This is a genomic window from Streptomyces sp. NA02950, assembly GCF_013364155.1.
GTDB lineage: Bacteria > Actinomycetota > Actinomycetes > Streptomycetales > Streptomycetaceae > Streptomyces.
Window position 1 is genome coordinate 5,145,674 of record NZ_CP054916.1, and the last position, 23,260, is coordinate 5,168,933.

Below are 23,260 nucleotides of genomic sequence, written 5' to 3' on the forward strand. Positions count from 1 at the left end.
CGGGGGACGGCCGGTGCCCGGAACACCGGCTTCCGGCCCGCCCGATTCCCACTCCCACCCCCACCCCCGCCCCGAACCGAAAGACCGCGCATGCCACACACTCCCGCCCCTGTGGTCTCGGTGGTCATCCCCTGCCATGACTACGCCCGCTATCTGCCCGAGGCCGTGTCCAGCATCCTCGCCCAGACCTTCCAGGACTGGGAGATCCTCATCGTCGACGACGGCAGCACCGACGACACCGCCGAGGTGGCCCGGTCCCTGATCGCCCGCCACCCCGACCGGCGCATCAGGCTCGTCCAGCGGGCGAACGGCGGCGTCTCGGCCGCCCGCAACACCGGGATCGAGGCAGCCACCGGCCGCTACGTCCTTCCGCTGGACGCCGACGACGTGATCGCTCCCACGATGCTCGAGAAGACCGTCGCGGTCCTGGACGGCAGCCCCGACATCGCGATCGCCTCCACTGATGTGTTCACCTTCACCGAAGACGATCTGCCCCCGCAGGCGATGTCCCTCCCGGCCTACAGCCGGGAACTGATGCTCCAGAGGCTGATCATGTTCTACTGCTCGCTGTACCGCCGGGAGGTGTGGCGGACCGTGGGCGGCTATGACGAGAGCATGCGGGCCGGAGAGGACTGGGACTTCTGGGTCGGCTGCGTCGAGCACGGCTTCGATGCCCACCACATCCATGAGCCGCTGTTCGGGGCGCGCAACAAGGACACGGGACTGCACGTGGAGGCCGCCGAGAACGACCTGGCCATCCGGGCGCGGATCGTCGCCAATCACCCGAGCCTGTTCAAGCCGATCACCCGTGGCTGGGCGCGGGCCGTGCTCGGCCAGGACGCGGAAGCCTGCCTGCGGGACGAACACGTGCCCGACGACATCCTCACCCGGGCCGCCGAGATGGATCATTTCCTCACCGCGGTGATGGCGCTACAGCGCACGGCGCGGGTTCAGCACTACCACATCCAGCGGCTGACGAAGGAGCTGGCGGCCCACCGCCGCACGGCCGGCTCTCCCGCCCAGGAGAAGGCCCCGGCCCCGACGGCGGTGTCCACCGTGTAGCGCGGTGGCCGGCTCCGGTCGAGGTGCAGGGCGGATCCACCAGGCCGGCGTCACCGCCGGGTCATATGGGACTGGGCGAGGTGAAACGGTGGGCGACGTCCGGGCCGTCGCCGGGCCGTCCGAGGCCGCTGCCCACCCGCTTGAAGCCCCCTGTCCGCGGTTTCCCCGCCAGGCAGGGGGCGCTGTGCGTTCCCGACGTCTCCTGTAACCGTGGGTCATCCGCCAGGTGACGGATGTCCATCCGGCCGTCCGCGCCCGGCTTGACGATCCCACGGCGGTCCAGGCCCAACGGGACACCAGCCGCACCCGGCCGGGATCCCCGTCAACCGGAACCGGACAGGGCCGCGGCTGAACGCAGCAGGGCCCGGGACCGCACCGGTCCCGGGCCCTGCTGACGTACGCCTACGTCAGCAGCAGCCGCCGCACTGGCAGGGCCCGCCGGACTGGCAGCCGCAGCCACAGCCCGAGCCGCAGCCGCAGGCGGCGAGCGGGGGGAGCGGGGGGCGCCGGTCGGCCGGGCGGGTGGCGGGGGTGGGCATGGGCCTGGGCTTGGCGAGGTCCGCCATGTGTCGCCTCCTCGAGAAGGGTCACCTGCTGCTCATGGTGCCGATCCGCCGTCCGTGCGCAGGGGCGCACGGACGGCGCGCGGAGGCATACCCGCAGGGCGGCGTCACGCCCCTTCGACGGTGTCCTGCTGCTGGACGATCTCGTCCGCGTGCTCACCGGTGACCAGGTAGACGACGCGCTTGGCGACCGACACCGCGTGGTCGGCGAACCGCTCGTAGTAGCGGCCCAGCAGGGTCACATCGACGGCGGTCTCGATGCCGTGCTTCCAGCGGTCGTCCATCAGGTGCTGGAAGAGGGTGCGGTGGAGCAGGTCCATCGCGTCGTCGTCCTGCTCCAGCTGGAGCGCGAGGTCGACGTCCTTGGTGATGATGACCTCGCCGGCTTTGGCCATCAGCCGCTGGGCGAGCTGGCCCATCTCCAGGATGGTGGCGTGCAGATCGCGGGGGACGGCGGAGTTCGGGAAGCGCAGCCGGGCCAGCTTGGCGACGTGCTGGGCGAGGTCGCCGGAGCGCTCGAGGTCGGCGCTCATCCGCAGGCTGGTGACGACGATCCGCAGATCGGTGGCGACCGGCTGCTGCCGGGCCAGCAGGGCTATCGCACGGCTCTCGAGCTCGCGCTGGAGATCGTCGACCTTCTCGTCGGCGGCGATGACGCTCTCGGCGAGCTTGAGATCCGCGTCCAGAATGGCGGTGGTGGCACGGCCGATGGCCGAACCGACCAGCCGGGCCATGTCGACCAGGCCCTCCCCGATCGAATCCAGCTCCTCGTGGTACGCGTCCCGCATCACTGACCTTCTCTCACTGACTCTCGCTGACGGATCTCTGTGGATCTCAACAGATCGTTCTCAACAGATCGTTCTCGATAGATCTCTATTGATCTCTATTGATCTCTGACCGATCTCGATCGATCTCCGCCCGGTACCGGTTCCCCGGCCGGTCGGCGTGGACTCGCGCCCGCGCCCCACACTCCCACGTTCCGGCCGGAACGCGTCCTGCTCCGGCATCGGGGGTGAACCACACCCGACCCCTCGGTGAACTCTCGGCAACATGCCCCTCGCGTCGCCGTGCCCGACCCCCGCGGCGGACGGTCGGGAGTGAACCGGTGCCGACCCCTCGGTGAACTCTCGGCAACGTCTGTTCGAGGGGATCGCTGCGGGGCTGTGGAGGGGTCCGGTGCCCCGCATAACCTGGACGCATGAACGTGAACGCGGCGATCGCCGCAGTGGCGGCGCTCGCCGGGCTCTGCACCGGTGTGATCGCCATGCTGGCGTTCCGCTGGAGCGAGCGCGAACAGGCGAAGCCTACGCGCTCCTCGCTGCACACCGATGCGGTACTGCCGCCCGGCGTGGACACCGTTCTCTCGGTCCTGCGGTCCTCGGCGGTCGTCCTCGACGAGGCGGACGCGGTCGTGAAGGCCAGCTCGGCGGCGTATGCGCTGGGCCTGGTGCGCGGCGGCAAGCTGGCGGTCGAGCCGATGCTGGCGATGGCCCGCGAGACCCGGCGGGACGGCGAGATCCGGCAGATCGAGCTCGATCTGGCGCGACGCGGCAGCGGCCGGGGCGGCGACGCCCTCGCCGTATCGGCCAGAGTGGCCCCGCTCGGCTCCCGGCTGGTACTGCTGCTGGTGGAGGACCTCACCGAGGCCCGCCGGATCGAGGCGGTCCGGCGCGACTTCGTGGCGAATGTCAGCCATGAGCTCAAGACCCCGGTCGGCGCGCTGTCGCTGCTGTCCGAGGCCGTGATGGACGCGTCCGACGACCCGGAGGCGGTCACCCGCTTCGCCGGGCGGATGCAGGTCGAGGCGACCCGGCTGACCAGCCTGGTCCAGGAGCTGATCGATCTCTCCCGGGTGCAGAACGACGACCCGCTGGAGGACGCCGAGCCGGTCCGGGTCGACGAGCTGGTCGCCGAGGCCATCGACCGCTGCCGCCACCAGGCGGGCACCAAACAGATCACCATGGCCACCGGCGGCACCGCCGAACTGCACGTCTGGGGCAACCGCGGCCAGCTGGCCGCCGCGCTCGGCAACCTCGTCGAGAACGCGGTGAACTACAGCCCGGCCCGGACCCGCGTCGGCATCGCCGCCCGCCGTATCCCCGCGACCGGAGGCGATCTGATCGAGATCGCCGTCACGGACCAGGGCATCGGCATATCCGAGAAGGACCGTGAGCGGATCTTCGAGCGGTTCTACCGCGTCGATCCCGCCCGCTCGCGGCAGACCGGCGGGACCGGGCTCGGTCTCGCCATCGTCAAGCACGTGGCCGCCTCGCACGGCGGGGAGGTCACGGTGTGGAGCGCCGAGGGACAAGGCTCCACCTTCACCCTGAGACTCCCGGAAGCCGGTGCGGCGCGGGACCGGGACCGCTCGTCGAGCGAGTCGTACGAGACCGGGGCCGACCTCGATGGCGAGGAAGCGGACCGGCCGTACGAGACCTTCTCCAACGAACCACTTTCAGCCCCGGAGGTCCTTCCGTGACCCGAGTTCTGGTCGTCGAGGACGAGGAATCGTTCAGCGACGCGTTGTCGTACATGCTTCGCAAGGAGGGATTCGAGGTCGCGATCGCGGCTACGGGACCCGAGGGGCTCGATGAGTTCGAGCGGAACGGCGCCGATCTGGTGCTGCTCGACCTGATGCTGCCGGGACTGCCCGGTACGGAGGTGTGCCGGCAGCTGCGCGGCCGCTCCAACGTTCCGGTGATCATGGTCACCGCCAAGGACAGTGAGATCGACAAGGTCGTCGGGCTGGAGATAGGTGCCGATGACTATGTGACCAAGCCTTTTTCCTCCCGCGAGCTGGTCGCCCGGATCAGAGCCGTGCTGCGCCGCCGCGGCGAGCCCGAGGAGGTCACCCCCGCGGCCCTGGAGGCCGGACCGGTCCGGATGGATGTGGACCGGCATGTGGTCACGGTCGACGGCGGCAAGGTGGACCTGCCGCTGAAGGAGTTCGACCTGCTGGAGATGTTGCTGCGGAACGCGGGCCGGGTGCTGACCCGGATGCAGCTGATCGACCGCGTCTGGGGCGCGGACTACGTGGGCGACACCAAGACCCTGGATGTCCATGTGAAGCGGCTGCGCGCCAAGATCGAGCCGGACCCGGGGACGCCGCGGTACCTGGTCACCGTGCGCGGTCTGGGCTACAAGTTCGAGCCGTAAGCCGGAGCGCGGCCGAAGGCGACGAGGGCCCCGGAAGACCTTGGATTCAAGGGGTCGTCGCAACACCACTTGGTTTCAGGTGGTGAGTAGATCACGTAGACGCTCGGCTGGGGTATCCCAGCCGAGCGTCTTGCGTGGGCGGCCGTTGAGTTCCTGGGCGACGTGTTCGAGGTCTTCGGGACTGTGGACGCTGAGGTCGGTGCCTTTCGGGAAGTACTGGCGCAGGAGGCCGTTGGTGTTCTCGTTCGAGCCGCGTTGCCAGGGGCTGGCGGGGTCGCAGAAGTAGACGGGCATGCCGGTGGCCATGCTGAACTGCTTGTGGCGTGCCATCTCGCTGCCCTGGTCCCAGGTGAGGGAGCCGCGCAGGTGGGCGGGCAGGGTCTGGATCGTGGCAACGAGGCCGTCGCGGACGGTCTCGGCGTCGTGGGCCCCGCCCGGCAGATGGACCAGCAGGGTGTAACGGGTGCTGCGCTCGACCAGGGTGGCGATCGCGGAGCGCCCGCCCGCGCCGATGATCAGGTCGCCTTCCCAGTGACCGGGCACGGCCCGGTCCTCGACGTCGGCGGGACGGTCGCTGATCATCACCATCGGGTCGATGAACCGGGGCGTGCGCCGCTGGGAGTCCCGGCGCGGTTTGCGGCGGGTCCGGCCGGAACGGATGGCGGCCTGCACTTCCCGCTTCAGGCCGCCGCGGGCCTGGAAATACAGTGCCTGGTAGACCGTCTCCACGCTCACCCGCATGCTCTCGTCGTCGGGATGCTCTCTCCGTAGAGCGTGGCAGATCTGTGCCGGTGACCACCGCTGGCGCAGTCCGTCCCGGACGAAGCGGCGCAGCCGTCCCTCGCGCAGCAGTTTGCGCTCCTTGGGCCGGGGTCTGCGCGCTGCCGCTGCCCGGTGGGCGGCGTAGGGCTGGTAGCCCTCGCTGCCCGAGTTCGCGTCGATCTCCCGCTTGATGGTGCTCGCCGGCCGTCCCAGGACCCGTCCGATCGCCCTCAGCGACTGCCCCGCCGCGCGCAGATCGCGGATCTTCTCGCGCTCGGCGAGCGCTAGGAACCGCGGGTGAAGCTGCTTCTCCAGGGCCGTCAGGCCCACCGGTGCCGTGGTCACACCGCACATCGTGACGGTCCCGGTGCTGTAGTCGACACGGCGGCCGTCAGCGTAAGTGCGCGTGGTGCCGGTCTTCTTGACGCCCCAGTCCCAGTCCTTGGCCGTGCGCTCGTTCACCCCGACCTGCAGGGCCGCCACCCGAGGTGCGACACCGGCGGCCCGAAGCCGCTCGTACTCGTCGCGCCCGGGGTGCCGCCGAGGCAGGCGCACCGAGGTCCGTCCGGCCTTTCGGGCCCAGCCGAAGGCAGTGTTCCGGTTCACCCCCAGCTCACGCGCCACCACGGTCACGTTCCCCACGGCATCCAGCCGCGCAAGGAAACGCTCCCTCAACCCCGCAAGATCATCCCGTCCAACGGCCACGGTCCTCGCAACTCCCACAGATCGCGGGTGTTGCGAGGACCGTTAGAACCCAAGGACTGCTTCCGGGGCCCTCGTCCGTGCCTCAGTGGGCGTTCGGCGTCGGCTCGCCGGGGGCGATGCCGTTGCCGGGCTTGGTGGTGCCACCGGGCTTGGCGGTGGCCGAACCGGACGGCTTCTCGCCGGGCCTGGTGGCGCCTGGACGGGTGTCCTGGCTCGCCGAGCCGGACGGGGTGCCGGTCGGCGTTCCGGTCGGCTTGCCCGGTGTGGCGGTCGGCACCTCGGACGGGCCCCAGCCCTTGAAGTAGCTGTGCGCCGGGACGACGAAGGCGGTGATCGGGATGTCGCCGGTCCGGTTGAGGTCGAAGACGACGCGCTGTGCGTCCCCGTCCCGCGCGGCCTCCCGCCCGTTGGCGAGGACCGCGGAGGGGTTGCCCTTGCCGCCGAGGATCACCGAGCCACCGGCCGGCACCACGATCGGGCCCGAGCCCTTCTTGGCCGGGGAGAGCTTCGCGCGGGCGCCGGTGCCCGGAAGGGTGATGGCCTTGAGCGTCTCGTTCCGCGCACCGTTGTTGAAGATCTTGCCCGTGACCACGGCCGGGCCCTTGGCCTTGCGGTCCGGCTGGGTCACCACGTTGACGTTCTGGATCTTGATGGTGCCGACGGACGTCGCGGCGTTGTCCGGCTTGATCTCCTGCGTCTGCGCGTCGTTCCCGGCCGCGCAGGCGGAGAGCGGGGCGACCGAGACCACGATGGCGGCGGCGGCGAGGACGCCGCGTCGAAGGCTGCTGCTCACGGCGGCGGCATCTCCTAGGACGAGGTAAAAGTTGGATCAGCGGCCTTAGGTTACCGATCCGCCCTCTTGGAGCCGCACCCGACCCGCCTCCTGGACGCGGCACGGGCCCGCGGGGCCCTTCCGGAGCCGTCCTGAATATCGGTTCGGCGGCCCGGCCCGGAGATTATCGGTAAGGAATCCGTGGATGTCCTGGAATTGATCACAGGAGTGATCCGGTCCTCTCGTGATCAATTCGTGAATCGGGGCCGGATCTGACGCCTCCTGGCCCGAACGGAGTAGCGGAAGTCCATCGACTGGACTCCGGCAAAACGGGACGTACGGCCGCTCGTGGCACCTTCTCGGGACGGGTGGCGCGCGGGTTTCAGCCCGCCTTCACAGCGGCTCCCACCTGCGAATACCCGGTTCCGCCTACCTCTCCCAGCACGTTCCGGCCGCTGTTGTCAAGCCCCGAGATATGCCCTGACCTGCGAAAACGCCATTCAGAAGAAGGCGTTCCCGTGTTACCCTGGATAGCCACGGAAGGGGTACCTGTCACATGACGTTCAAGGTTGGCGACACCGTGGTCTATCCCCATCACGGGGCCGCGCTGATCGAGGCCATCGAAACTCGCCAGATCAAAGGCGTGGACAAGACCTACTTGGTGCTGAAGGTCGCTCAGGGTGACCTGACGGTTCGTGTGCCGGCGGACAATGCGGAGTTCGTCGGTGTGCGTGATGTGGTTGGCCAGGACGGGCTGGACCGGGTCTTCGAGGTGCTGCGAGCACCTTATGCGGAAGAGCCGACTAACTGGTCCCGTCGCTACAAGGCAAATCTCGAGAAGCTCGCCTCCGGCGACGTGATCAAGGTCGCCGAGGTTGTGCGCGACCTGTGGCGCCGAGAGCGTGAGCGCGGACTCTCCGCCGGTGAGAAGCGCATGCTCGCCAAGGCCCGCCAGATTCTGGTGAGCGAGCTGGCCCTCGCCGAGAGCACCAATGAGGACAAGGCCGAGGCCCTGCTTGATGAGGTTCTCGCGTCCTGACACATCACTGCCGCGGTGCCCGAGTGACTCAGACTTGCTGTTCTAAGCCGTCTGTCGCCGGGCGCTGCGGCATGTGCGCGTACCGGGACCCTGGGGTCCCGGTCCACCGCACCGTGTGCCGGACCAGTGCGTATCGGCGTCGCACCGGTGCCGCTGCGTGCCGGTGTCGCCGTGTGCGGATGTCGCGGTCGCCGTGCGGATGGATCGCGGTACAGATGGAGCGAAAGGTGTGCCGGGCCCTGGGCACTGGCTCGACCAGTCGTCACGGAAGGGGCTGGTCGGCGCATCGCGCCCGGCACGCTGTGGCCATACCCATTTCGGTCGAGGAAGCAAACCTGAACGCCAACTCAAAGTCCGTAACCACGAGTCCTGGCGGCTCCGGCGCGCCCGAGCGCCCCGCCCGTACCGCCGCCGTGATCCCGGCCGCGGGCCGTGGCGTGCGGCTGGGCCCCGGTGCGCCCAAGGCGCTGCGTCCGCTGAGCGGTACGCCGATGCTGGTTCACGCCGTCCGGGCGATGGCCGGATCCCGCTCCGTCTCCCTTGTGGTCGTGGTCGCCCCGCCGGACGGCGCCGACGAGGTCCAGCGGCTGCTGGACGCCTACCCGCTGACCGGCCGCGGCGCCGATGTGGTGGTCGTCCCCGGCGGGGAGACCCGTCAGGAGTCCGTCCGGCTGGGCCTGGCCGCCGTACCCGAGGACGTCTCCACCGTGCTGGTCCACGACGCCGCGCGTCCGCTGGTCCCCGAGGACACGGTGGACGCGGTGATCGCCGCCGTACGGGACGGGGCGCCCGCCGTCGTCCCCGCGCTGCCGCTGGCCGACACCGTCAAGCAGGTCGAGCCGCGCACCGGCGAGCGGGCCGGTGAGCCCGAGCCGGTCGTCGGCACCCCCGAGCGCGCCCGGCTGCGCGCCGTCCAGACGCCGCAGGGCTTCGACCGCGCCACGCTGGTCGAGGCCCACGAGAAGATCGTCCTGGAGGGCGACGGGGCCACGGACGACGCGGGGATGGTCGAGCGGCTCGGCGTCGAGGTCGTGGTCGTACCCGGCCATGAGGAGGCGTTCAAGGTGACCCGGCCGCTGGACCTGGTGCTGGCGGAGGCGGTTCTCGCGCGCAGGAGGGCCAACGATGGCTTCTGAGACGCCCCGCCCCGCCGCCGAGGTGCCCCCGCTGCCCCTGGTGGGCATCGGCACGGATGTGCACGCCTTCGAGCAGGGCCGCGAGCTGTGGTGCGCGGGTCTGCTGTGGGACGCCGAGGAGTACGGGGGGTACGGCCTGGCCGGGCACTCCGACGGCGATGTCGCCGCCCACGCGGCCTGTGACGCGCTCTTCTCCGCCGCCGGGCTCGGCGACCTCGGCGCCCATTTCGGCACCGACCGCCCCGAGTGGTCCGGCGCCGCCGGGGTCACCCTGCTCGCCGAGGCGGCCCGGATCGTACGCGCCGCGGGGTTCGGGATCGGCAATGTGGCGATCCAGGTGATCGGCGTCCGCCCCAAGATCGGCAAGCGCCGGGAGGAGGCGGTCAAGGCGCTGTCGGCCGCGGTCGGCGCGCCCGTCTCGGTCTCCGGCACCACGACGGACGGCCTCGGGCTGACCGGCCGGGCCGAGGGGCTGGCGGCGGTCGCCACGGCGCTCGTGGTCCGTACGGGCCCTGTTCCCCGCGAGGGTGCTGACCTCTGACGGTGCGTTGGGTACGTACGGAAACGGGTACCCGCGACCCGCTTCCGTACGCTTCGCCGGCCCAGGCGGAGCTCAGCCCACCGTGAACGACCCGTCGTGAGGGAAGGATCCGCCGTGGCCACCGCACTCTCCGAGAACCTCAAGCGCCTCCTCGACAGCCCCGTCTTCATCGTCGTCGGCACCGTCCAGGCCGACGGCAGCCCGCAGATGTCACCGGTGTGGGTGAAGCGTGACGGGGACGAGCTGCTGTTCTCGACCACGATGGGGCGACAGAAGCAGCGGAACATCGACCGGGATGCGCGGGTGTCGGTCCTGGTCCAGCCCGCCGACTCCCCGTACACGTACGCCGAGATCCGCGGTACCGCGTCGTACACCACCGAGGGCGGCAACGCGCTGATCGACGAGCTGTCGCTGAAGTACGCGGGCAAGAAGTACGCCGAGTTCAACCCGGCGTCCGCGCAGGACAGCGAGCGGATTGTGGTGCGGATCACACCGAAGAGGATCGTCGGCTCCCTCTGAGCGACCGGCGTCCTGGCCGCTCCCCGAGCGGCCAGGACGCCGGAGGGCTGACCGGAGGACTGACCGAGGCGCCCCAAGTGTCACGCTTATGTGTCCCTCGGCCGGATCGGGCGCGGGGCACTGCCGCCTTCCCACTACCCTTGATGCGTGACTATTCGGCTGTACGACACCAGCGCCCGGCAGATCCGTGACTTCATCCCGCTCACGCCGGGCTGCGTCTCGATCTACCTGTGTGGCGCGACCGTGCAGGCCGCTCCGCACATCGGGCACGTCCGGTCCAATCTGAACTTCGACATCATGCGCCGCTGGTTTCTGCACCGCGGCTACGACGTGACCCTCATCCGCAATGTCACGGACATCGACGACAAGATCATCGCCAAGTCGGTCGAGCAGAACCGGCCGTGGTGGGCGATCGGCTACGAGAACGAGCGCGCCTTCAACAGCGCGTACGACACCCTCGGCTGCCTGCCCGCCACCTACGAGCCGCGGGCCACGGGCCACATCCCCGAGATGATCGAGATGATGCGGACCCTGATCGACCGGGGCCACGCCTATGTCGCCGAGGGCAATGTCTATTTCGACGTGCGCTCGTTCCCGGAGTACCTCCGGCTCTCCAACCAGGAGCTGGACGGGCTGCGCCAGCCCTCCGGCGAGGGCGAGACCGGTAAGCGCGACCACCGCGACTTCGCCATGTGGAAGGCGGCGAAGCCGGGGGAGCCCAGCTGGGAGACCCCCTGGGGCCGTGGCCGGCCGGGCTGGCACCTGGAGTGCTCGGCGATGGCCCACAAGTACCTCGGCCGGGTCTTCGACATCCACGGCGGCGGTATCGATCTGATCTTTCCGCACCATGAGAACGAGATCGCGCAGGCCAAGGCGTTCGGCGACGACTTCGCCGAGTACTGGGCGCACAACGCGTGGGTGACCATGAGCGGCGAGAAGATGAGCAAGTCGCTCGGCAACTCGGTGCTGGTCTCCGAGATGGTCAAGCGCTGGCGCCCCATCGTGCTCCGCTACTACCTGGGCACCCCGCACTACCGGTCCACGATCGAGTACAGCGAGGAGGCCCTGCGCGAGGCGGAGTCCGCGTTCGCCCGGATCGAGGGCTTCGTCCAGCGGGTGACAGAAAAGGCGGGGAAGGCGGTCGCTCCCGCCGCCGAGGTGCCGCCGGCGTTCGCCGAGGCGATGGACGACGACCTCGGCGTGCCGCAGGCGCTCGCGGTCATCCACACCGCCGTCCGGCAGGGCAACTCCGCCCTGACCGCCGACGACAAGGAGTCGGCGGTCGCGCGGCTGGCCGAGGTGCGGGCCATGCTGGGCGTCCTGGGCCTGGACCCGCTCGACGAGCACTGGTCGGGCGGCTCGGACCGGGGCGAGGATCTGCACGGTGTGGTCGACTCGCTCGTCCGGCTGGTCCTGGAGCAGCGGCAGGCCGCGCGGACCCGCAAGGACTACGCGACGGCGGACGCGATCCGCGATCAGCTCCAGCAGTCGGGTCTGGTGATCGAGGACACTCCGTCGGGGCCGCGATGGGAGCTGGGCAGCCGCTGAGGCGCCGCTCCGGCCTCTCCCTGACCTCCGTCTTTGTGCCGCCCGGCCCGCCGGGCGGCACACTGATGACCGTACATACGTTTCCCGCTACGTCTCTCCCCACATTTTCGCTCCCCCTACGTTTCCGCATACGCTTTCCCGTTACGTTTGCCCGCTTGCCGAGCAGCGCTGAGCAGTCAAGAGACAGGTGACATTCATGGCCGGCAACAGCCAGCGCAGGAACCGCCGCACCGCCAACAAGAAGGGCGCGACGGTCGGCAGTGGCGGCAAGCGGCGCCGGGCGCTGGAGGGCAAGGGCCCCACGCCGCCCGCCGAGATGCGCAAGGGGCATGTCAAGCAGCGCGCGGCCAACGCCCGCGCCCGCAAGGCAGCCACGGGGCGCCCGGCCCCGCGCCGGGGCGCCGGTAAGGGCACCAACGAGCTGGTGGTGGGCCGTAACCCGGTGGTCGAGGCGCTGCGCGAGGGCGTTCCGGCGACCACGCTGTACGTCCAGCAGTTCATCGACAGCGACGACCGGGTGCGCGAGGCGCTGAAGCTGGCCGCCGACCGCGGTGGCATCCACCTGATGGAGGCCCCGCGCCCCGAGCTGGACCGGATGACCAACGGACTCAACCACCAGGGCCTGGTGCTCCAGGTCCCGCCGTACGAGTACGCCCACCCCGAGGACCTGAGCGCCGCCGCCTTCGACGAGGGCGAGGACCCGCTGATCGTCGCCCTCGACGGGGTCACCGACCCGCGGAACCTCGGCGCGGTGGTGCGTTCGGTGTCCGCCTTCGGCGGCCATGGTGTGGTGGTGCCGGAGCGGCGCGCGGCCGGGATGACCGCGGGCGCCTGGAAGACCTCCGCGGGCGCCGCCGCCCGCACTCCGGTCGCCCGGGCGACCAACCTCACCCGTGCGCTGGAGTCCTACCAGAAGGCCGGGCTCACCGTGATCGGCCTGGCCGCCGACGGCGAGGTCGAGCTCCAGGACCTGGAGGTGCTGGACGGCCCGGTCGTGATCGTCGTCGGCAGCGAGGGCAAGGGCCTGTCGCGGCTGGTCGGCGAGACCTGCGATGTGCGCGTCCGGATCCCGATGCCGGGCGGTGCGGAGTCCCTGAACGCGGGTGTCGCGGCGGGCGTCGTCCTGTACGAGGCGGCGCGTCGGCGCGGATAGCGGCGTGCACGGCGCGCGCCCCGGCGGGGGCGCGCGGCGCAGGGGCGGGCGCGTCGGCGGGCGTGCCCGGCCGCGGAGGGGCGCGGTGGGCCGGGGCGGCGCGGAGTCCCTGAACGCGGGCGCCGCGCTGTGCGGTGCGTTCCGCTCGACGATCTTGACTTGACGGGCCTCGGACAGCACAAGACGGTCACGGCCAGTGTCTTTCCCGCCAGTCACTCGGTTAGTTGAGTGTGGAGACCAGAAAAGCCCGCACGCCCTTGGCGGGACGCGCGCCGGGATTCGACGACGAGCCGCAGCTGACCATGGCCAAGGTGCCATGCGATCCGGCGCAGGTCGCCGTCAACGCCCCGAGCTTCCGGGTGCAGCTCAGCGCCCCGGTCGTGAGCAGCGCGCTGGCGGACACGGCCCGGTTCGCCCGCGTCCCGGCCCCGGCCCGGCGCCGCCCGCCCGTGGTGTGGAGCGGCCGCACCCGGCCCGGCGGTGACACGGCGGCGACCCGGCTCCTCCAGGCCGTGCGGTACTCCGAGGAGGGCGTGGCCGACGGCCTCGGCGAGCGAGCCGACGATGTGGGCGCCACCCAGGTGCTGCCACGGATCGCGATCGACGAGGGCCAGCCCACCGTCATCGGGCCGCGCAGCCCGCGCACCGAGACGGTACCGCGGTCCGGGCCCGGACAACGCCCGCCGCGAGCGGGGGAGTTGCCCGACCGTGACCGGGACCGGGACCAGGGCTGGGACCAGGGCCGGTACGAGGAGCCGGGCGCGCCCCACCAGGCCGCCGTCCCGCGCCCGCGCCGCCACTCCGACTCCGTACGCCAGGCCTATTACCCCGGGCGGCGGATGAACCTGGGCATCGTCCTCCTCCCGCTCCGCATCTTCCTCGGCTTCATCTCCGTCTACGCCGGGATGGGCAAGCTCTCCGACCCCGTCTACTTCGACGGCGGCGAACGCGGCTCGATGGTCACCTGGCTGCGGTCGCTGCACCCCTGGCCGATCGCCGAACCGCTGCGGGACCTCGCGCTCGAGCACCCGGTGGGCGCCGGGCTGACGGTCGCGTTCCTCCAGATCGTGGTCGGCGTACTCACCGTCCTGGGGCTGTGGCAGCGGCTGGCGGCGGCGTTCGGGGCGCTGCTGTCCGCCGCGCTGATCCTCACCGTGAGCTGGCGTACGGTGCCGGTCTACGACGCCCCCGACATCATCTACCTCGCCGCATGGAGCCCCCTGTTGATCGCGGGCGCGCCGGTGTACTCGGCCGACGCCCGCCTCGCGGGCGAGGCGTGGCGGCGGCTCGGCCCGCGCGCCGAGCTGTGGGACCTGCGGCGCCGGGTGCTGCGCCGGGGCACCGTGATGGCGATGGTGGTGGCCGGGCTGACCCTGCTGGTCGGCTCGACGCTGGGCGGTGCCGTTCGGTCCGCGGAGACGGTGCGGGCGCCGGAGCCGAGGGATGTGCCGACGAACAGCGTGCCGGGCTCGCCGCTGCCGCGGAAGTCCATGGAGAGCCCGCGCGGCGGGACGCGCGGCCCGGTGGGCACCAGCGGCGCCCCGTCCCCGAGCGAGCGCCCGCGGACGAGCCCGAGCCCGTCCGCGTCGGCGTCGTCCTCCGTCCCGGGGCAGCCGAGCGCGACGGGGCCGCTGGACGGGTCCGGCCGACCGAGCCAGTCGCAGCCCGGCCTCGGCACCACCCCGCAGTCCCCGCGCCGGGCTCCCGTCGCCCCGAGGACGACGATGAGCCCGCCGTCCCTCGGCGACGGCGCCGGAGGCGGGGTGACCGGCGGCGGCCCGGAGGAAGCCCCGGCGGAGGAGGACGGCGGGTACGGCGGCTACAGCGAGAGCGGCGGCGAGGAAGCCGCTCTGGGCGGCCTCCTCGGCTGACGCCCGCCGGTCCGCGGCGCGGACGCGGCGCGCGACGCGCAACGCCGGGGTCCCGCCCGGTGGTTGGGCGAGGCGGTGGCCCGGGTCTCAGGGGCAGGGCAGCCCGGGTCAGGGCAGGAGGACGACCTTGCCCTGGTCGCGGTCGGCTTCGATATCGGCGTGGGCCCGGGCGGCCTCGGCGAGCGGATAGGTCCGCCAGACGGGGACGTCCAGCGTGCCGGCGGCGATCAGTGCGGCCGGCACGGGCAGGGCCTCGGGGAAGCGATCGGCCGGGTCCATACCGGTGAACCGCACGCCGTGCTCGGCGAAGGACGGGTCGGCAATGGTGATGACCTTGTCCGCATCACCGGCCGGCGCGACGGAGTCGGCGAGGACCCCCGCGCCGGATGCGGCGCGCTGCCGTGAGGCGGCCGGGGTGCCGGGCCGCCGCCCGGCCGCGCCCCGCTCGCGGCCGGGCCGCCGCAGGACCGAGCTCAGGCGTGATCTCAGCCGTGATCTCAGCCGTGAACTCAGGTGTGGGGGACGGGCGGGGTGGCGGTGAGGGGACCGTGGCCGTGCGGGGCCGGGCCCGCGGCCAGTTCCTTGGCGGCCTCGGTGAGGTCCTTGGCGGTGTCGATCGCCCGCCAGTACGCCCCGTGAGGAAGCGGAAAGCCCGCCAGACGGCGTTCGCGCGCGAGGCGCGGGAAGGTGGTGCGCTCGTGGTCGCCGCGGTTCGGCAGCAGCGACGTGAAGTCGGCGGCGAAGACGTACACCCCCGCGTTGATGAGGTACGGGGACGGCGGCGCCTCGATGAAGTCGAGGACATGACCGAACTCGTCCGTCTCCACCACGCCCCACGGGATGCGCGGGCGCGCCAGCGCGAGGGTGGCGACCGCGCCGCGCTCGTGGTGGAAGTCCGCCATGTCGCGGAGCGAGAAGCGGGTCCAGATGTCGCCGTTGGTGGCGTACCAGGGCCGGTCGGGGTGGGGAAGCGAGGCGGCGGCGAACTTCAGACCGCCGCCGCGGCCCAGCGGCTCCTTCTCGACGACCGTCGTCACCCGCAGCGGCAGCTCCGCCGACGTCAGCCAGTCCTGGAGGACGGCGGCGAGGTGGCCGCAGGAGACGACGGCGTCGGTGACGCCTTCGGCGGCCAGCCAGGCGAGCTGGTGGCCGATGATCGGGGTCCCGGTGCCCGGGATCTCGACCATCGGCTTGGGGCGGTCGTCGGTGTACGGGCGCAGCCGCGAGCCCTGGCCTCCGGCCAGGACGACGGCTTGGGTGGGGCGCGCGGCCTGTGGGTGGTGCCCGTGCCTGCGGTCGTCGTCATCGGTCATGGACCGCACCATATGCGGTGCCGGGACCGCCGCAGGCGGAGCTGGATGAGGGGGCGCGGTCAGCGGTACGCCTGGGTGATGCCGGAGGCGAACGAGGTGTCGCACACGGGGCGAGCGTACGCCTGGGCACGGGCCGCACCGCCGTACTTGGCGACCGCGGCGCGGCCGAGCGCACGGGCGATGGACGCACAGTGCTTGGCGAGGGAGGGCCGCTCGTTGGCCGCCACCTGGAGGTGGGTGAGGGCCACCGCCGGGTCCTTCTCCTGGAGCTCGGCGAGCAGTCGGTCGCGCAGCAGCTCGTGCGGGGCGCGATGGGTGGCCTGGGTGGACGCCCTGTTGGCGGACGCGGTGAGGATCTGCGACTCGGCACTCGGCGAGGCCCACGGGACGCGGGTGACCGCGAGCGTCCCGGAGAGGACGAGGACGACGGGGAGGACGAGGGCGAGAGTTCTGCCGATGCGGCGGGCTGCGGTGTTCACGGGGGTGTTCCTCGCGGGTCGATCGGGACTGCGGTACGCGGTGATCGTAGCGAGGAGCGACGATTTGGCGACATTCAGTCACTGAGGTGGGTGATGGAATGCCACCTTTGAGGGCGGATGCGTTGACGTTGCTGTCCAAAATGCCGCAATTGTCGGGGAATTTATCGACAACGTGATGACGTCACCCGGAGCGCCGCGTCCCCCAGCCCACCCCGGCAGAACAACAAGGGCGCCGCCCGCCCGCGCGAGCGGACGAACGGCGCCGTGAACTCCCTCAGGGGCGGGCTCAGTCGCTGAGCCGCTCACCGGTGGAGGTCGAGAAGACGTGGATCTCACCCGGCCGCGGCACGACGTGCAGCTGGGCGCCCTTCTCCGGCACCTGGCGGCCGTTGACGCGCACGACCAGGTCCCTGACCTCGCCGCCGACCTCGGCGGTGCCGTAGACGTAACCGTCGGCGCCGAGCTCCTCGACCACGTTGACGGTGACGGCGAGCCCGGCCGGGGCGTCCTCGGACTGCTTGGTCAGGGCCTTGGCGGCGGCGCCGTTCTGCTCGACCACGTCGAAGTGCTCGGGCCGGACACCCACGGTGACCGTACGGTCGCCCTTGTCGGCGGCGGCGCTGAGCGCCTCCCGGCTGACCGGGACCACGCTGTTGCCGAACTTCACCCCGCCGTCGGTGATCGGCACCTCGATCAGGTTCATCGCCGGGGAGCCGATGAAGCCCGCGACGAAGAGGTTGGCGGGGCGGTCGTACATGTGGCGCGGCGAGTCGACCTGCTGGAGCAGCCCGTCCTTCAGCACGGCCACCCGGTCGCCCATCGTCATGGCCTCGACCTGGTCGTGGGTGACGTAAACGGTGGTGATCCCGAGGCGCCGCTGGAGGCTCGCGATCTGCGTACGGGTCTGCACACGCAGCTTGGCGTCCAGGTTGGACAGCGGCTCGTCCATGAGGAACACCTGCGGCTCCCGCACGATCGCGCGGCCCATCGCCACCCGCTGCCGCTGACCACCGGAGAGCGCCTTGGGCTTGCGCTCCAGGTACTCGGTGAGGTCGAGGATCTTCGCCGCGTCCTCGACCTTCTGCCGGATCTCGGTCTTGTTGACGCCCGCGATCTTGAGCGCGAAGCCCATGTTCTGCGCGACGGTCATGTGCGGGTACAGCGCGTAGTTCTGGAACACCATGGCGATGTCCCGGTCCTTCGGCGGCAGGTGGGTGACATCCCGGTCACCGATCCGGATGGCGCCCCCGTTGACGTCCTCGAGCCCGGCGAGCATCCGCAGCGAGGTGGACTTCCCACAGCCGGACGGTCCGACGAGGACGAGGAATTCACCGTCCTCGATGGCGATGTCGAGTTGATCGACGGCGGGCTTCTCGGTGCCCGGGTACACCCGGGTTGCCTTGTCGTACGTGACCGTGGCCATGGCGATCTGATCCCTTCACCGGCAGGAACGTGCCGGACGATCCGAGTAAAGGTGGGTCTAGTCCACTGAAGTGGATTGGCGTGACGCTATCCCGGGGAGGGGTGATCTGTCTCTAGGTGAAGGGTGAGAATTTTCGAACGGATCACCCTCGGGAGATGGGTACACTGCTGGGGACGCCGACTTAGCTCAGCTGGTAGAGCACCGCTCTTGTAAAGCGAAGGTCGTCGGTTCGAACCCGACAGTCGGCTCTGAGCGGAAGACCCTGGTCACAGACCGGTTGGACGCTTCCCCGCCAGGGGGCGCCCGTGAGCGCAGTACGCATTCTGTACACACGGATTCAGCGCCCCCTAGGCGGCGAGCTGCGCACGCAGCTTTTCGAGAGCGGCATTCCGCCCGATGTCGAGTGCGTCGGCGACCTCGTCCAGCCGATCCGGCCACAGGTGCCCGTACACGTCCAGCGTCATCGCCGCGGACTTGTGTCCGAGCATGAGCTGAACCACCTTGACGTCAGCGCCGGCCGCGATGGCGAGCGACGCCGCGGTGTGCCTCAGCTTGTGCGGCGTGATCCCGAGTTCGGTGAGCCCGGCCGCCTTCACCGCAGGGTCGAAGATCCTGCCCCGGAAGTTCGAGTATCGGAGCGGTCCGCCTTCCGGCGCGGTGTACAAGAGCCCGTCCGCCCCCGCCGCGTCCCCTATCGGCCGCAGTTCCTCGGCGAACGACCGGGGGAGCGGCACCGAACGCTTCTCGTGCGTCTTCACCGGCCCGAGTTCGAGCTTGCCCTTGACGTCGCTGTACGCCTGGACGATGCGCAGCCGTCGCGTGTCGACGTTGAGCCGCCGGCCCTTGGCCGCGATCGCCTCGCCCCACCGGATGCCGCAGTAGCCGAGCGTCAGCACCAGCAGCCGGTACTCACCCGCCGCGTTGGCCAGGGCCTCAAGCTGCTCGTGCGAGAGGTATACGTGATCGTCGTCGTCATCGCGGCGCGGCAGGTCGTGTTCCGTCGCCGGACTGGCCGCGATCCGGTGCGACTTCACCGCGTGCTTCAACACCGCGGAGAACACCCGATAGATCTTCACCACGCGGGCCGCGCCGAGCTTCCGTCCGGACTTGCCGGGCTTCTCGCACAGCTCGTCAACCCACGTCGAGACGTCGTCCCAGGCGATCGCCGCAACCTGCCACGATCCCCAGTAGGGGAGGACGTAGCTGTCCAGGATCTCCCGGTAGTCCGCTTTGGTGCGGCGGCCCTGCTTGCGCAGCTTGCCGAACCACTCCTCGGCCACAACCGTCACGGCAGCCTTGCCCGACTGCGGGTCACGGTACGAACCCTTGTCGAGTCGCCCGGTCAGCGTCTGCTTCTCCGCCTCGGCCTGCGGCAACTTCTGGAACGTCTTGGCTTTCGGCTTGCCATCCGGCCCGTACCAGCGCACCCGCCACCTGCCCGGCGGCTGCCGCTTGCTGCCCGCCTTCTTCGCGGCCTGCCACTTCTCCATGGCTGCCTGGTAGTCGGCGTGGCCGGCGCGGTCCTCAATCCAGACCCTAGCCATCCTCTCCCCCCGCCTGATCACGTAGTCGGTCGACGTCCTCGGCGAGCCCATCCAGCAGCTCGCGGAGCCGACGCGGCGGGAGCCCGGTGACGTCCCCCGCCTTCGCCATCTGCCCCCATAGGTCCCGCAGCCAGGGCGGGAGGCCGTACAGCTGGTACTCCAGCAGTTCGGTCTGCTCGTTCCCCGGGGCCATCTTCAGTGGGCGGCGCGTGCTGGCCCATGCCCAAGCGTCCGATGCGGGTGTGGGGCCCATGCCCGTTACCTCAACCGACTCTTGGTCGGAGTCGGTCAGGGGGAGGAGCAGCGCGGCAGGCGACACACCGAGAACTACCGCCAGGGCGGCGAGGTCGTCGCTCGTCACGACCCGCTCACCCTTCTCCATGCGCGTGATGCCCGAGGCCGGGATGGAGCGCCCAGCTCGTTCCAGCATCCCGGAGAGCTGTCGGGTTGTGATGCCGCGGCGTTCGCGGAGACGCGAAAGGTTCGCCGCGACGGTCTTGCCGGTGGGCCCGATCTCGATCGCGCGGCGCCCGCGCTGCTGCTCAGTCATGGGCACCAGCGTATGCAACAAGGCTCGCCTTGTTATTCCGCTTGTGTGCACTACCATCTGACTCATGGCTCTATCTAACAACAGATGGTGCTAACGTGCAACACATGTTCCGGGAAACAAGAGGTGCGCGAGACATGACCGACCCGCTCCTGACCCCCAAGGACGTGGAAGCCGAATACGGCATCGATGCGCAGACGCTCGCCAACTGGCGGTGGATGGGCATGGGGCCCGACTACATCAAGACCAGTCCAGCGAGGTCGGCACGAGTGCACTACCGCCGATCCGCGATCGATCGGTGGCTCGATGCCCGGACGGTTCAGACCGGGGGCACGGCGGCATGACCGACATGCAGAACGCCCCCGACCCGGTGGCACGGGCGGGGGCGCAACACGACCAGCAGGGCGGCGGGTCTGTCGACATCGTGCCACACGGCCTCGCATGGCGGCAGGCGCTCCACGCGGCCACCAGCGCGGCGCGGCGTGGTCTGCACGTCTTTCCGATCGGTCGGGCCAAGCTGCCCGCCATCCGGTCCCCGCATCGCGACGACCCGCGCGGTATCCCGCAGTGCCGCGGGGCGTGCGGGCGCCCCGGGCACGGCGTCCACGACGCCACCACAGACGCTCAGCGTCTCGCAGCGCTCTTCGCCGCTGCGCCGCACGCCACCGGCTACGGCATTGCGTGCGGGCGCGGGGCGTATCCCCTGCTCGGCATCGACCTTGACCGGAAGAACGGCGTGGACGGCGTGGTCTCCCTCGACGCGCTCGCCAGGCAGCACACGTTCACCGTGCCCGACACCATGGTGATCGCCACCCCCTCGGGTGGTCTGCATCTGTGGTTCACGGGTCCGGCCGGCGCCCCGGTCCACAACAGCGCGAGCAAGCTCGGCCCCGGGATCGACGTCCGCGGATATGGCGGCTACCTCGTGGGTCCCGGGTCGTGGACCGCGAGGGGCGTATACCGCGTCGCCGAGCTGCGCGACGTCGCCGAACTGCCGGACCCCCTGCTGTCGTTGATGCTGCCCCCGCCGCCGGTCCGGCGCCCCCGCCCGGAGCCGCCTGCGCTGCCAGGCCCGCGCCGCTCGGCCGCGCTGCTCGGCCTGGTCAAGTTCGTGCTCCAGGCCCCCGAGGGCGAACTCAACAACCGCCTGTACTGGGCTGCCTGCCGCGGTTACGAGACCGGTGCCGACGCCGAGGCGTTCGGCCGCGCCCTGGTCGACGCGGCCGTCTCCCTCGGCCACCCCGAGCGAGCGGCCGAACGCACCGTGAAAAGCGCCCGCAACGCCCCCGTGAGGAACCGCGCATGAGCGACGAGAACGACTTCGACGAGCAGGCCCGGGAGATCCTGAGCCGGGCCGGGCTCGCCGAAGAGGGCAAGGGCCGCGGGCCTTCGCAGGCATCGCAGCTCGTTGCCCTCGCCCGGGAGCGCTACGAACTGTTCATGTCCGAGGACGGACGCCCGTACGGTGTGAAGCGCGACGGGCCCAACATCGCTCGTCCGCTCCGGGGCAAAGCTGGACTGCGGTCCGAGCTGTCCTTGATCTACACCGACGCCAACGGCGGGAACGCCCCCTCGCAATCCGCGCTCGCCGACGCCATGACCGTGTTGGAGGGCGCCGCCCAGGCCGAGGACCCGCGCGTGCCTCACATGCGCGTCGCCCGTGACGGCGACACCATCGTGGTCGACCTGGCGACGTCGGACGGCCGGTGCGTCGTCGTCGGCCCGGACGGCTGGCGGCGCGAGAGCCGGTCCCCGGTGCTGTTCCGTCGCTCCGGGGCGATGAAGCCCCTGCCCGCTCCCGTCAGCGACGGCGACGGGCTGGCCAAGCTGCGGGACCTGCTGAACATGAGCGACGAGGGATTCCACCTGCTCGTCGCATGGCTGGTCGCCGCGTTCATCCCGGACCTGCCACACCCGATCCTGACGTTCCGCGGCGAGCAGGGCACCGGCAAGTCCTACAGCGCGAAGATGGTGATCGGCCTCGTTGATCCCTCCGGCGCCCCGAAGCGCACCGCGCCGCGCGACATCAAGTCGTGGGCCACACAGGCGTTCAACTCCTGGGCGCTGTGCCTGGACAACGTCTCGATCATCCCCGACTGGCTGTCCGACGCGCTGTGCCGGGCCGTGACCGGCGACGGCATCGTGGACCGCGCCCTGTACACCGACGACGACGTGGTGGTGCTGGAGTTCCGGCGGGTGCTGGCCATGACGACGATCGACGCTGGGGCCCTCGCTGGGGACCTGGCCGAGCGACTGCTGATGATCGAGCTGCACACCATCCCGGACAGCAAGCGGCGGGAAGAGGCCGAGATGGACGCGGCGTACGCCGACGCCCACGCCGCCATCCTCGCCTCGCTGTTCGACCTGCTCGCCCAGGTACTCAAGGTGCTCCCCGAGGTCCAGCTGACGGAACGCCCCCGCATGGCCGACTTCGCGCGCGTCCTCGCCGCTGTCGACCAGGTGCAGGGCTGGACGACCATGGACAGCTACCGGGCCAGCGCCCGGGACGCGGTGGCCGACGTGCTCGACGGCGAGCCGTTCGCTCAGGCCGTCGTCGCACTCGTGGACCGTGCGGGAGCCGAGGGCCTGACCCTCACCGCCTCGGAGTTGCTGGAGCGCGTTCCTACCCCGGACCGGCTGCCCAAGAAGTGGCCGAAGGACCCCACGAGGGCGGGTGGCCAGCTCAAGCGGCTCGCTCCGGCGCTGCGCACCATCGGCATCGATGTGGACGACAGCAAGCGCGGACCCAAGCCGAAGAAGCAGCGGCTGTACACGCTCACGGCATCAGCAGAGAGAAGGTACGAAGCAGCGTCCCCAGCGTTCCCCAACACCCTCGAAACCAGGGCTGGCCTGCGGGAACAGGGGGGACGCTGGGAGGGGGACGCTAGCGTCCCCCCGCCGACCGGGGGGACGCTGGGGAACGCTGAGGGGGACACTGCGCTCTTCGCAGCGTCCCCCCGAGGCGCCACCCCTGACCAGGGAGAACGGCGTGAGGGGGACGCTGGGGACGCTGGGGACGCTGAAATGCGCCCACTCTCTGATGACCTCACCTGTGTTGCGTGCGGTGAACCCTTCACCCCCTACGAGCCCGGCCAGACCACACACCCCGGATGCTGAGGAGACGACC

22 protein-coding genes and 1 tRNA gene are annotated in these 23,260 nt (G+C 70.8%); 14 read left to right on the forward strand and 9 right to left on the reverse strand.

Features of this window, described 5'->3' with window-relative positions; translation table 11 throughout:
- Positions 1–90 precede the first annotated feature (90 nt).
- Positions 91–1,062 carry a glycosyltransferase family A protein gene (locus HUT19_RS22605; protein WP_176182209.1) on the forward strand — a complete coding sequence of 324 codons (972 nt, stop codon included), beginning with the start codon at positions 91–93 and terminating at the stop codon, positions 1,060–1,062.
- Positions 1,063–1,732: 670 nt separating this feature from the next.
- On the opposite strand, the gene phoU is transcribed toward HUT19_RS22605, so the two are convergent.
- Entirely contained in the window at positions 1,733–2,413 is a 681-nt protein-coding gene (gene phoU, locus HUT19_RS22610) for a phosphate signaling complex protein PhoU (protein ID WP_176182210.1), read from the reverse strand.
- Positions 2,414–2,823: 410 nt separating this feature from the next.
- On the opposite strand from phoU, the gene HUT19_RS22615 reads away from it, so the two are divergent.
- Complete coding sequence (locus HUT19_RS22615; protein ID WP_176182211.1) at positions 2,824–4,104, forward strand: cell wall metabolism sensor histidine kinase WalK; 1,281 nt, start codon at positions 2,824–2,826, stop codon at positions 4,102–4,104.
- On the forward strand, positions 4,101–4,781 hold the full coding sequence (locus HUT19_RS22620) for a response regulator transcription factor (RefSeq protein WP_176182212.1): 681 nt from the start codon (positions 4,101–4,103) through the stop codon (positions 4,779–4,781). The genes HUT19_RS22615 and HUT19_RS22620 overlap by 4 nt, the downstream gene beginning before the upstream one ends.
- A 75-nt stretch (positions 4,782–4,856) precedes the next feature.
- Here HUT19_RS22620 and HUT19_RS22625 read toward each other — a convergent pair whose 3' ends face one another.
- Together HUT19_RS22625 and HUT19_RS22630 are read right to left on the reverse strand one after the other, a co-directional pair.
- A complete protein-coding gene (locus HUT19_RS22625) occupies positions 4,857–5,897 on the reverse strand; it encodes an IS30 family transposase (RefSeq protein ID WP_176186644.1) in 1,041 nt (346 codons plus the stop codon).
- Positions 5,898–6,330: 433 nt separating this feature from the next.
- Positions 6,331–7,041: a DUF461 domain-containing protein gene (locus tag HUT19_RS22630; protein WP_176182213.1), complete on the reverse strand. Its 711-nt coding sequence runs from the start codon at positions 7,039–7,041 to the stop codon at positions 6,331–6,333.
- 535 nt (positions 7,042–7,576) lie between these two features.
- Between HUT19_RS22630 and HUT19_RS22635 the strand changes: the two genes are divergently transcribed.
- From HUT19_RS22635 to HUT19_RS22665, 7 genes are all read left to right on the forward strand, one after another.
- The gene (locus tag HUT19_RS22635) at positions 7,577–8,059 is read left to right on the forward strand and encodes a CarD family transcriptional regulator (protein WP_009716930.1); all 483 of its coding nucleotides are present in this window, start codon (positions 7,577–7,579) and stop codon (positions 8,057–8,059) included.
- A 335-nt stretch (positions 8,060–8,394) separates the two neighbouring features.
- Positions 8,395–9,195, forward strand: a complete 801-nt coding sequence (gene ispD / locus HUT19_RS22640) for a 2-C-methyl-D-erythritol 4-phosphate cytidylyltransferase (protein ID WP_176187159.1) — start codon at positions 8,395–8,397, stop codon at positions 9,193–9,195.
- A complete protein-coding gene (gene ispF / locus HUT19_RS22645) occupies positions 9,185–9,736 on the forward strand; it encodes a 2-C-methyl-D-erythritol 2,4-cyclodiphosphate synthase (protein WP_176182214.1) in 552 nt (183 codons plus the stop codon). The genes ispD and ispF overlap by 11 nt, the downstream gene beginning before the upstream one ends.
- 114 nt (positions 9,737–9,850) lie before the next feature.
- Positions 9,851–10,255, forward strand: coding sequence for a PPOX class F420-dependent oxidoreductase (locus HUT19_RS22650; RefSeq protein WP_176182215.1), 405 nt, complete (start codon positions 9,851–9,853; stop codon positions 10,253–10,255).
- Positions 10,256–10,402: 147 nt separating this feature from the next.
- Positions 10,403–11,803 carry a cysteine--tRNA ligase gene (gene cysS, locus HUT19_RS22655; RefSeq protein WP_176182216.1) on the forward strand — a complete coding sequence of 467 codons (1,401 nt, stop codon included), beginning with the start codon at positions 10,403–10,405 and terminating at the stop codon, positions 11,801–11,803.
- Between the two features lie 196 nt (positions 11,804–11,999).
- Positions 12,000–12,956 (forward strand): 23S rRNA (guanosine(2251)-2'-O)-methyltransferase RlmB, encoded by a 957-nt coding sequence (gene rlmB, locus HUT19_RS22660; RefSeq protein WP_176182217.1) that lies wholly within the window; start codon positions 12,000–12,002, stop codon positions 12,954–12,956.
- A 302-nt stretch (positions 12,957–13,258) separates the two neighbouring features.
- Positions 13,259–14,827, forward strand: a complete 1,569-nt coding sequence (locus tag HUT19_RS22665) for a DoxX family protein (protein WP_176187161.1) — start codon at positions 13,259–13,261, stop codon at positions 14,825–14,827.
- Positions 14,828–14,935: 108 nt separating this feature from the next.
- Here the strand turns inward: HUT19_RS22665 and HUT19_RS44005 are convergent, their stop codons facing one another.
- The 4 genes from HUT19_RS44005 to HUT19_RS22685 form a co-directional block, all read right to left on the reverse strand.
- Positions 14,936–15,454: a zinc-binding dehydrogenase gene (locus HUT19_RS44005; protein ID WP_303332598.1), complete on the reverse strand. Its 519-nt coding sequence runs from the start codon at positions 15,452–15,454 to the stop codon at positions 14,936–14,938.
- Positions 15,337–16,140, reverse strand: coding sequence for a nucleotidyltransferase family protein (locus tag HUT19_RS22675; protein WP_176182218.1), 804 nt, complete (start codon positions 16,138–16,140; stop codon positions 15,337–15,339). Before HUT19_RS22675 ends, HUT19_RS44005 begins: the two co-directional genes overlap by 118 nt.
- A 59-nt stretch (positions 16,141–16,199) precedes the next feature.
- A complete protein-coding gene (locus HUT19_RS22680) occupies positions 16,200–16,619 on the reverse strand; it encodes a hypothetical protein (protein ID WP_176182219.1) in 420 nt (139 codons plus the stop codon).
- A 286-nt stretch (positions 16,620–16,905) separates the two neighbouring features.
- Entirely contained in the window at positions 16,906–18,042 is a 1,137-nt protein-coding gene (locus tag HUT19_RS22685) for an ABC transporter ATP-binding protein (RefSeq protein ID WP_176182220.1), read from the reverse strand.
- Between the two features lie 175 nt (positions 18,043–18,217).
- Between HUT19_RS22685 and HUT19_RS22690 the strand changes: the two genes are divergently transcribed.
- Positions 18,218–18,290: transfer RNA gene (locus HUT19_RS22690), tRNA-Thr, on the forward strand.
- A 99-nt stretch (positions 18,291–18,389) separates the two neighbouring features.
- Here HUT19_RS22690 and HUT19_RS22695 read toward each other — a convergent pair.
- Together HUT19_RS22695 and HUT19_RS22700 are read right to left on the reverse strand one after the other, a co-directional pair.
- Positions 18,390–19,637, reverse strand: a complete 1,248-nt coding sequence (locus HUT19_RS22695) for a tyrosine-type recombinase/integrase (protein WP_254885719.1) — start codon at positions 19,635–19,637, stop codon at positions 18,390–18,392.
- Positions 19,579–20,136 (reverse strand): helix-turn-helix domain-containing protein, encoded by a 558-nt coding sequence (locus HUT19_RS22700; RefSeq protein ID WP_176182221.1) that lies wholly within the window; start codon positions 20,134–20,136, stop codon positions 19,579–19,581. Before HUT19_RS22700 ends, HUT19_RS22695 begins: the two co-directional genes overlap by 59 nt.
- A gap of 134 nt (positions 20,137–20,270) precedes the next feature.
- Between HUT19_RS22700 and HUT19_RS22705 the strand changes: the two genes are divergently transcribed.
- The 3 genes from HUT19_RS22705 to HUT19_RS22715 are packed head-to-tail and all read left to right on the forward strand — an operon-like array spanning position 20,271 to position 23,250.
- Positions 20,271–20,477, forward strand: a complete 207-nt coding sequence (locus tag HUT19_RS22705; protein ID WP_176182222.1) for an AlpA family transcriptional regulator — start codon at positions 20,271–20,273, stop codon at positions 20,475–20,477.
- Entirely contained in the window at positions 20,474–21,439 is a 966-nt protein-coding gene (locus tag HUT19_RS22710) for a bifunctional DNA primase/polymerase (protein ID WP_254885720.1), read from the forward strand. The genes HUT19_RS22705 and HUT19_RS22710 overlap by 4 nt, the downstream gene beginning before the upstream one ends.
- Complete coding sequence (locus HUT19_RS22715) at positions 21,436–23,250, forward strand: ATP-binding protein (protein ID WP_217712277.1); 1,815 nt, start codon at positions 21,436–21,438, stop codon at positions 23,248–23,250. The genes HUT19_RS22710 and HUT19_RS22715 overlap by 4 nt, the downstream gene beginning before the upstream one ends.
- The last annotated feature ends 10 nt before the right edge of the window (positions 23,251–23,260 follow it).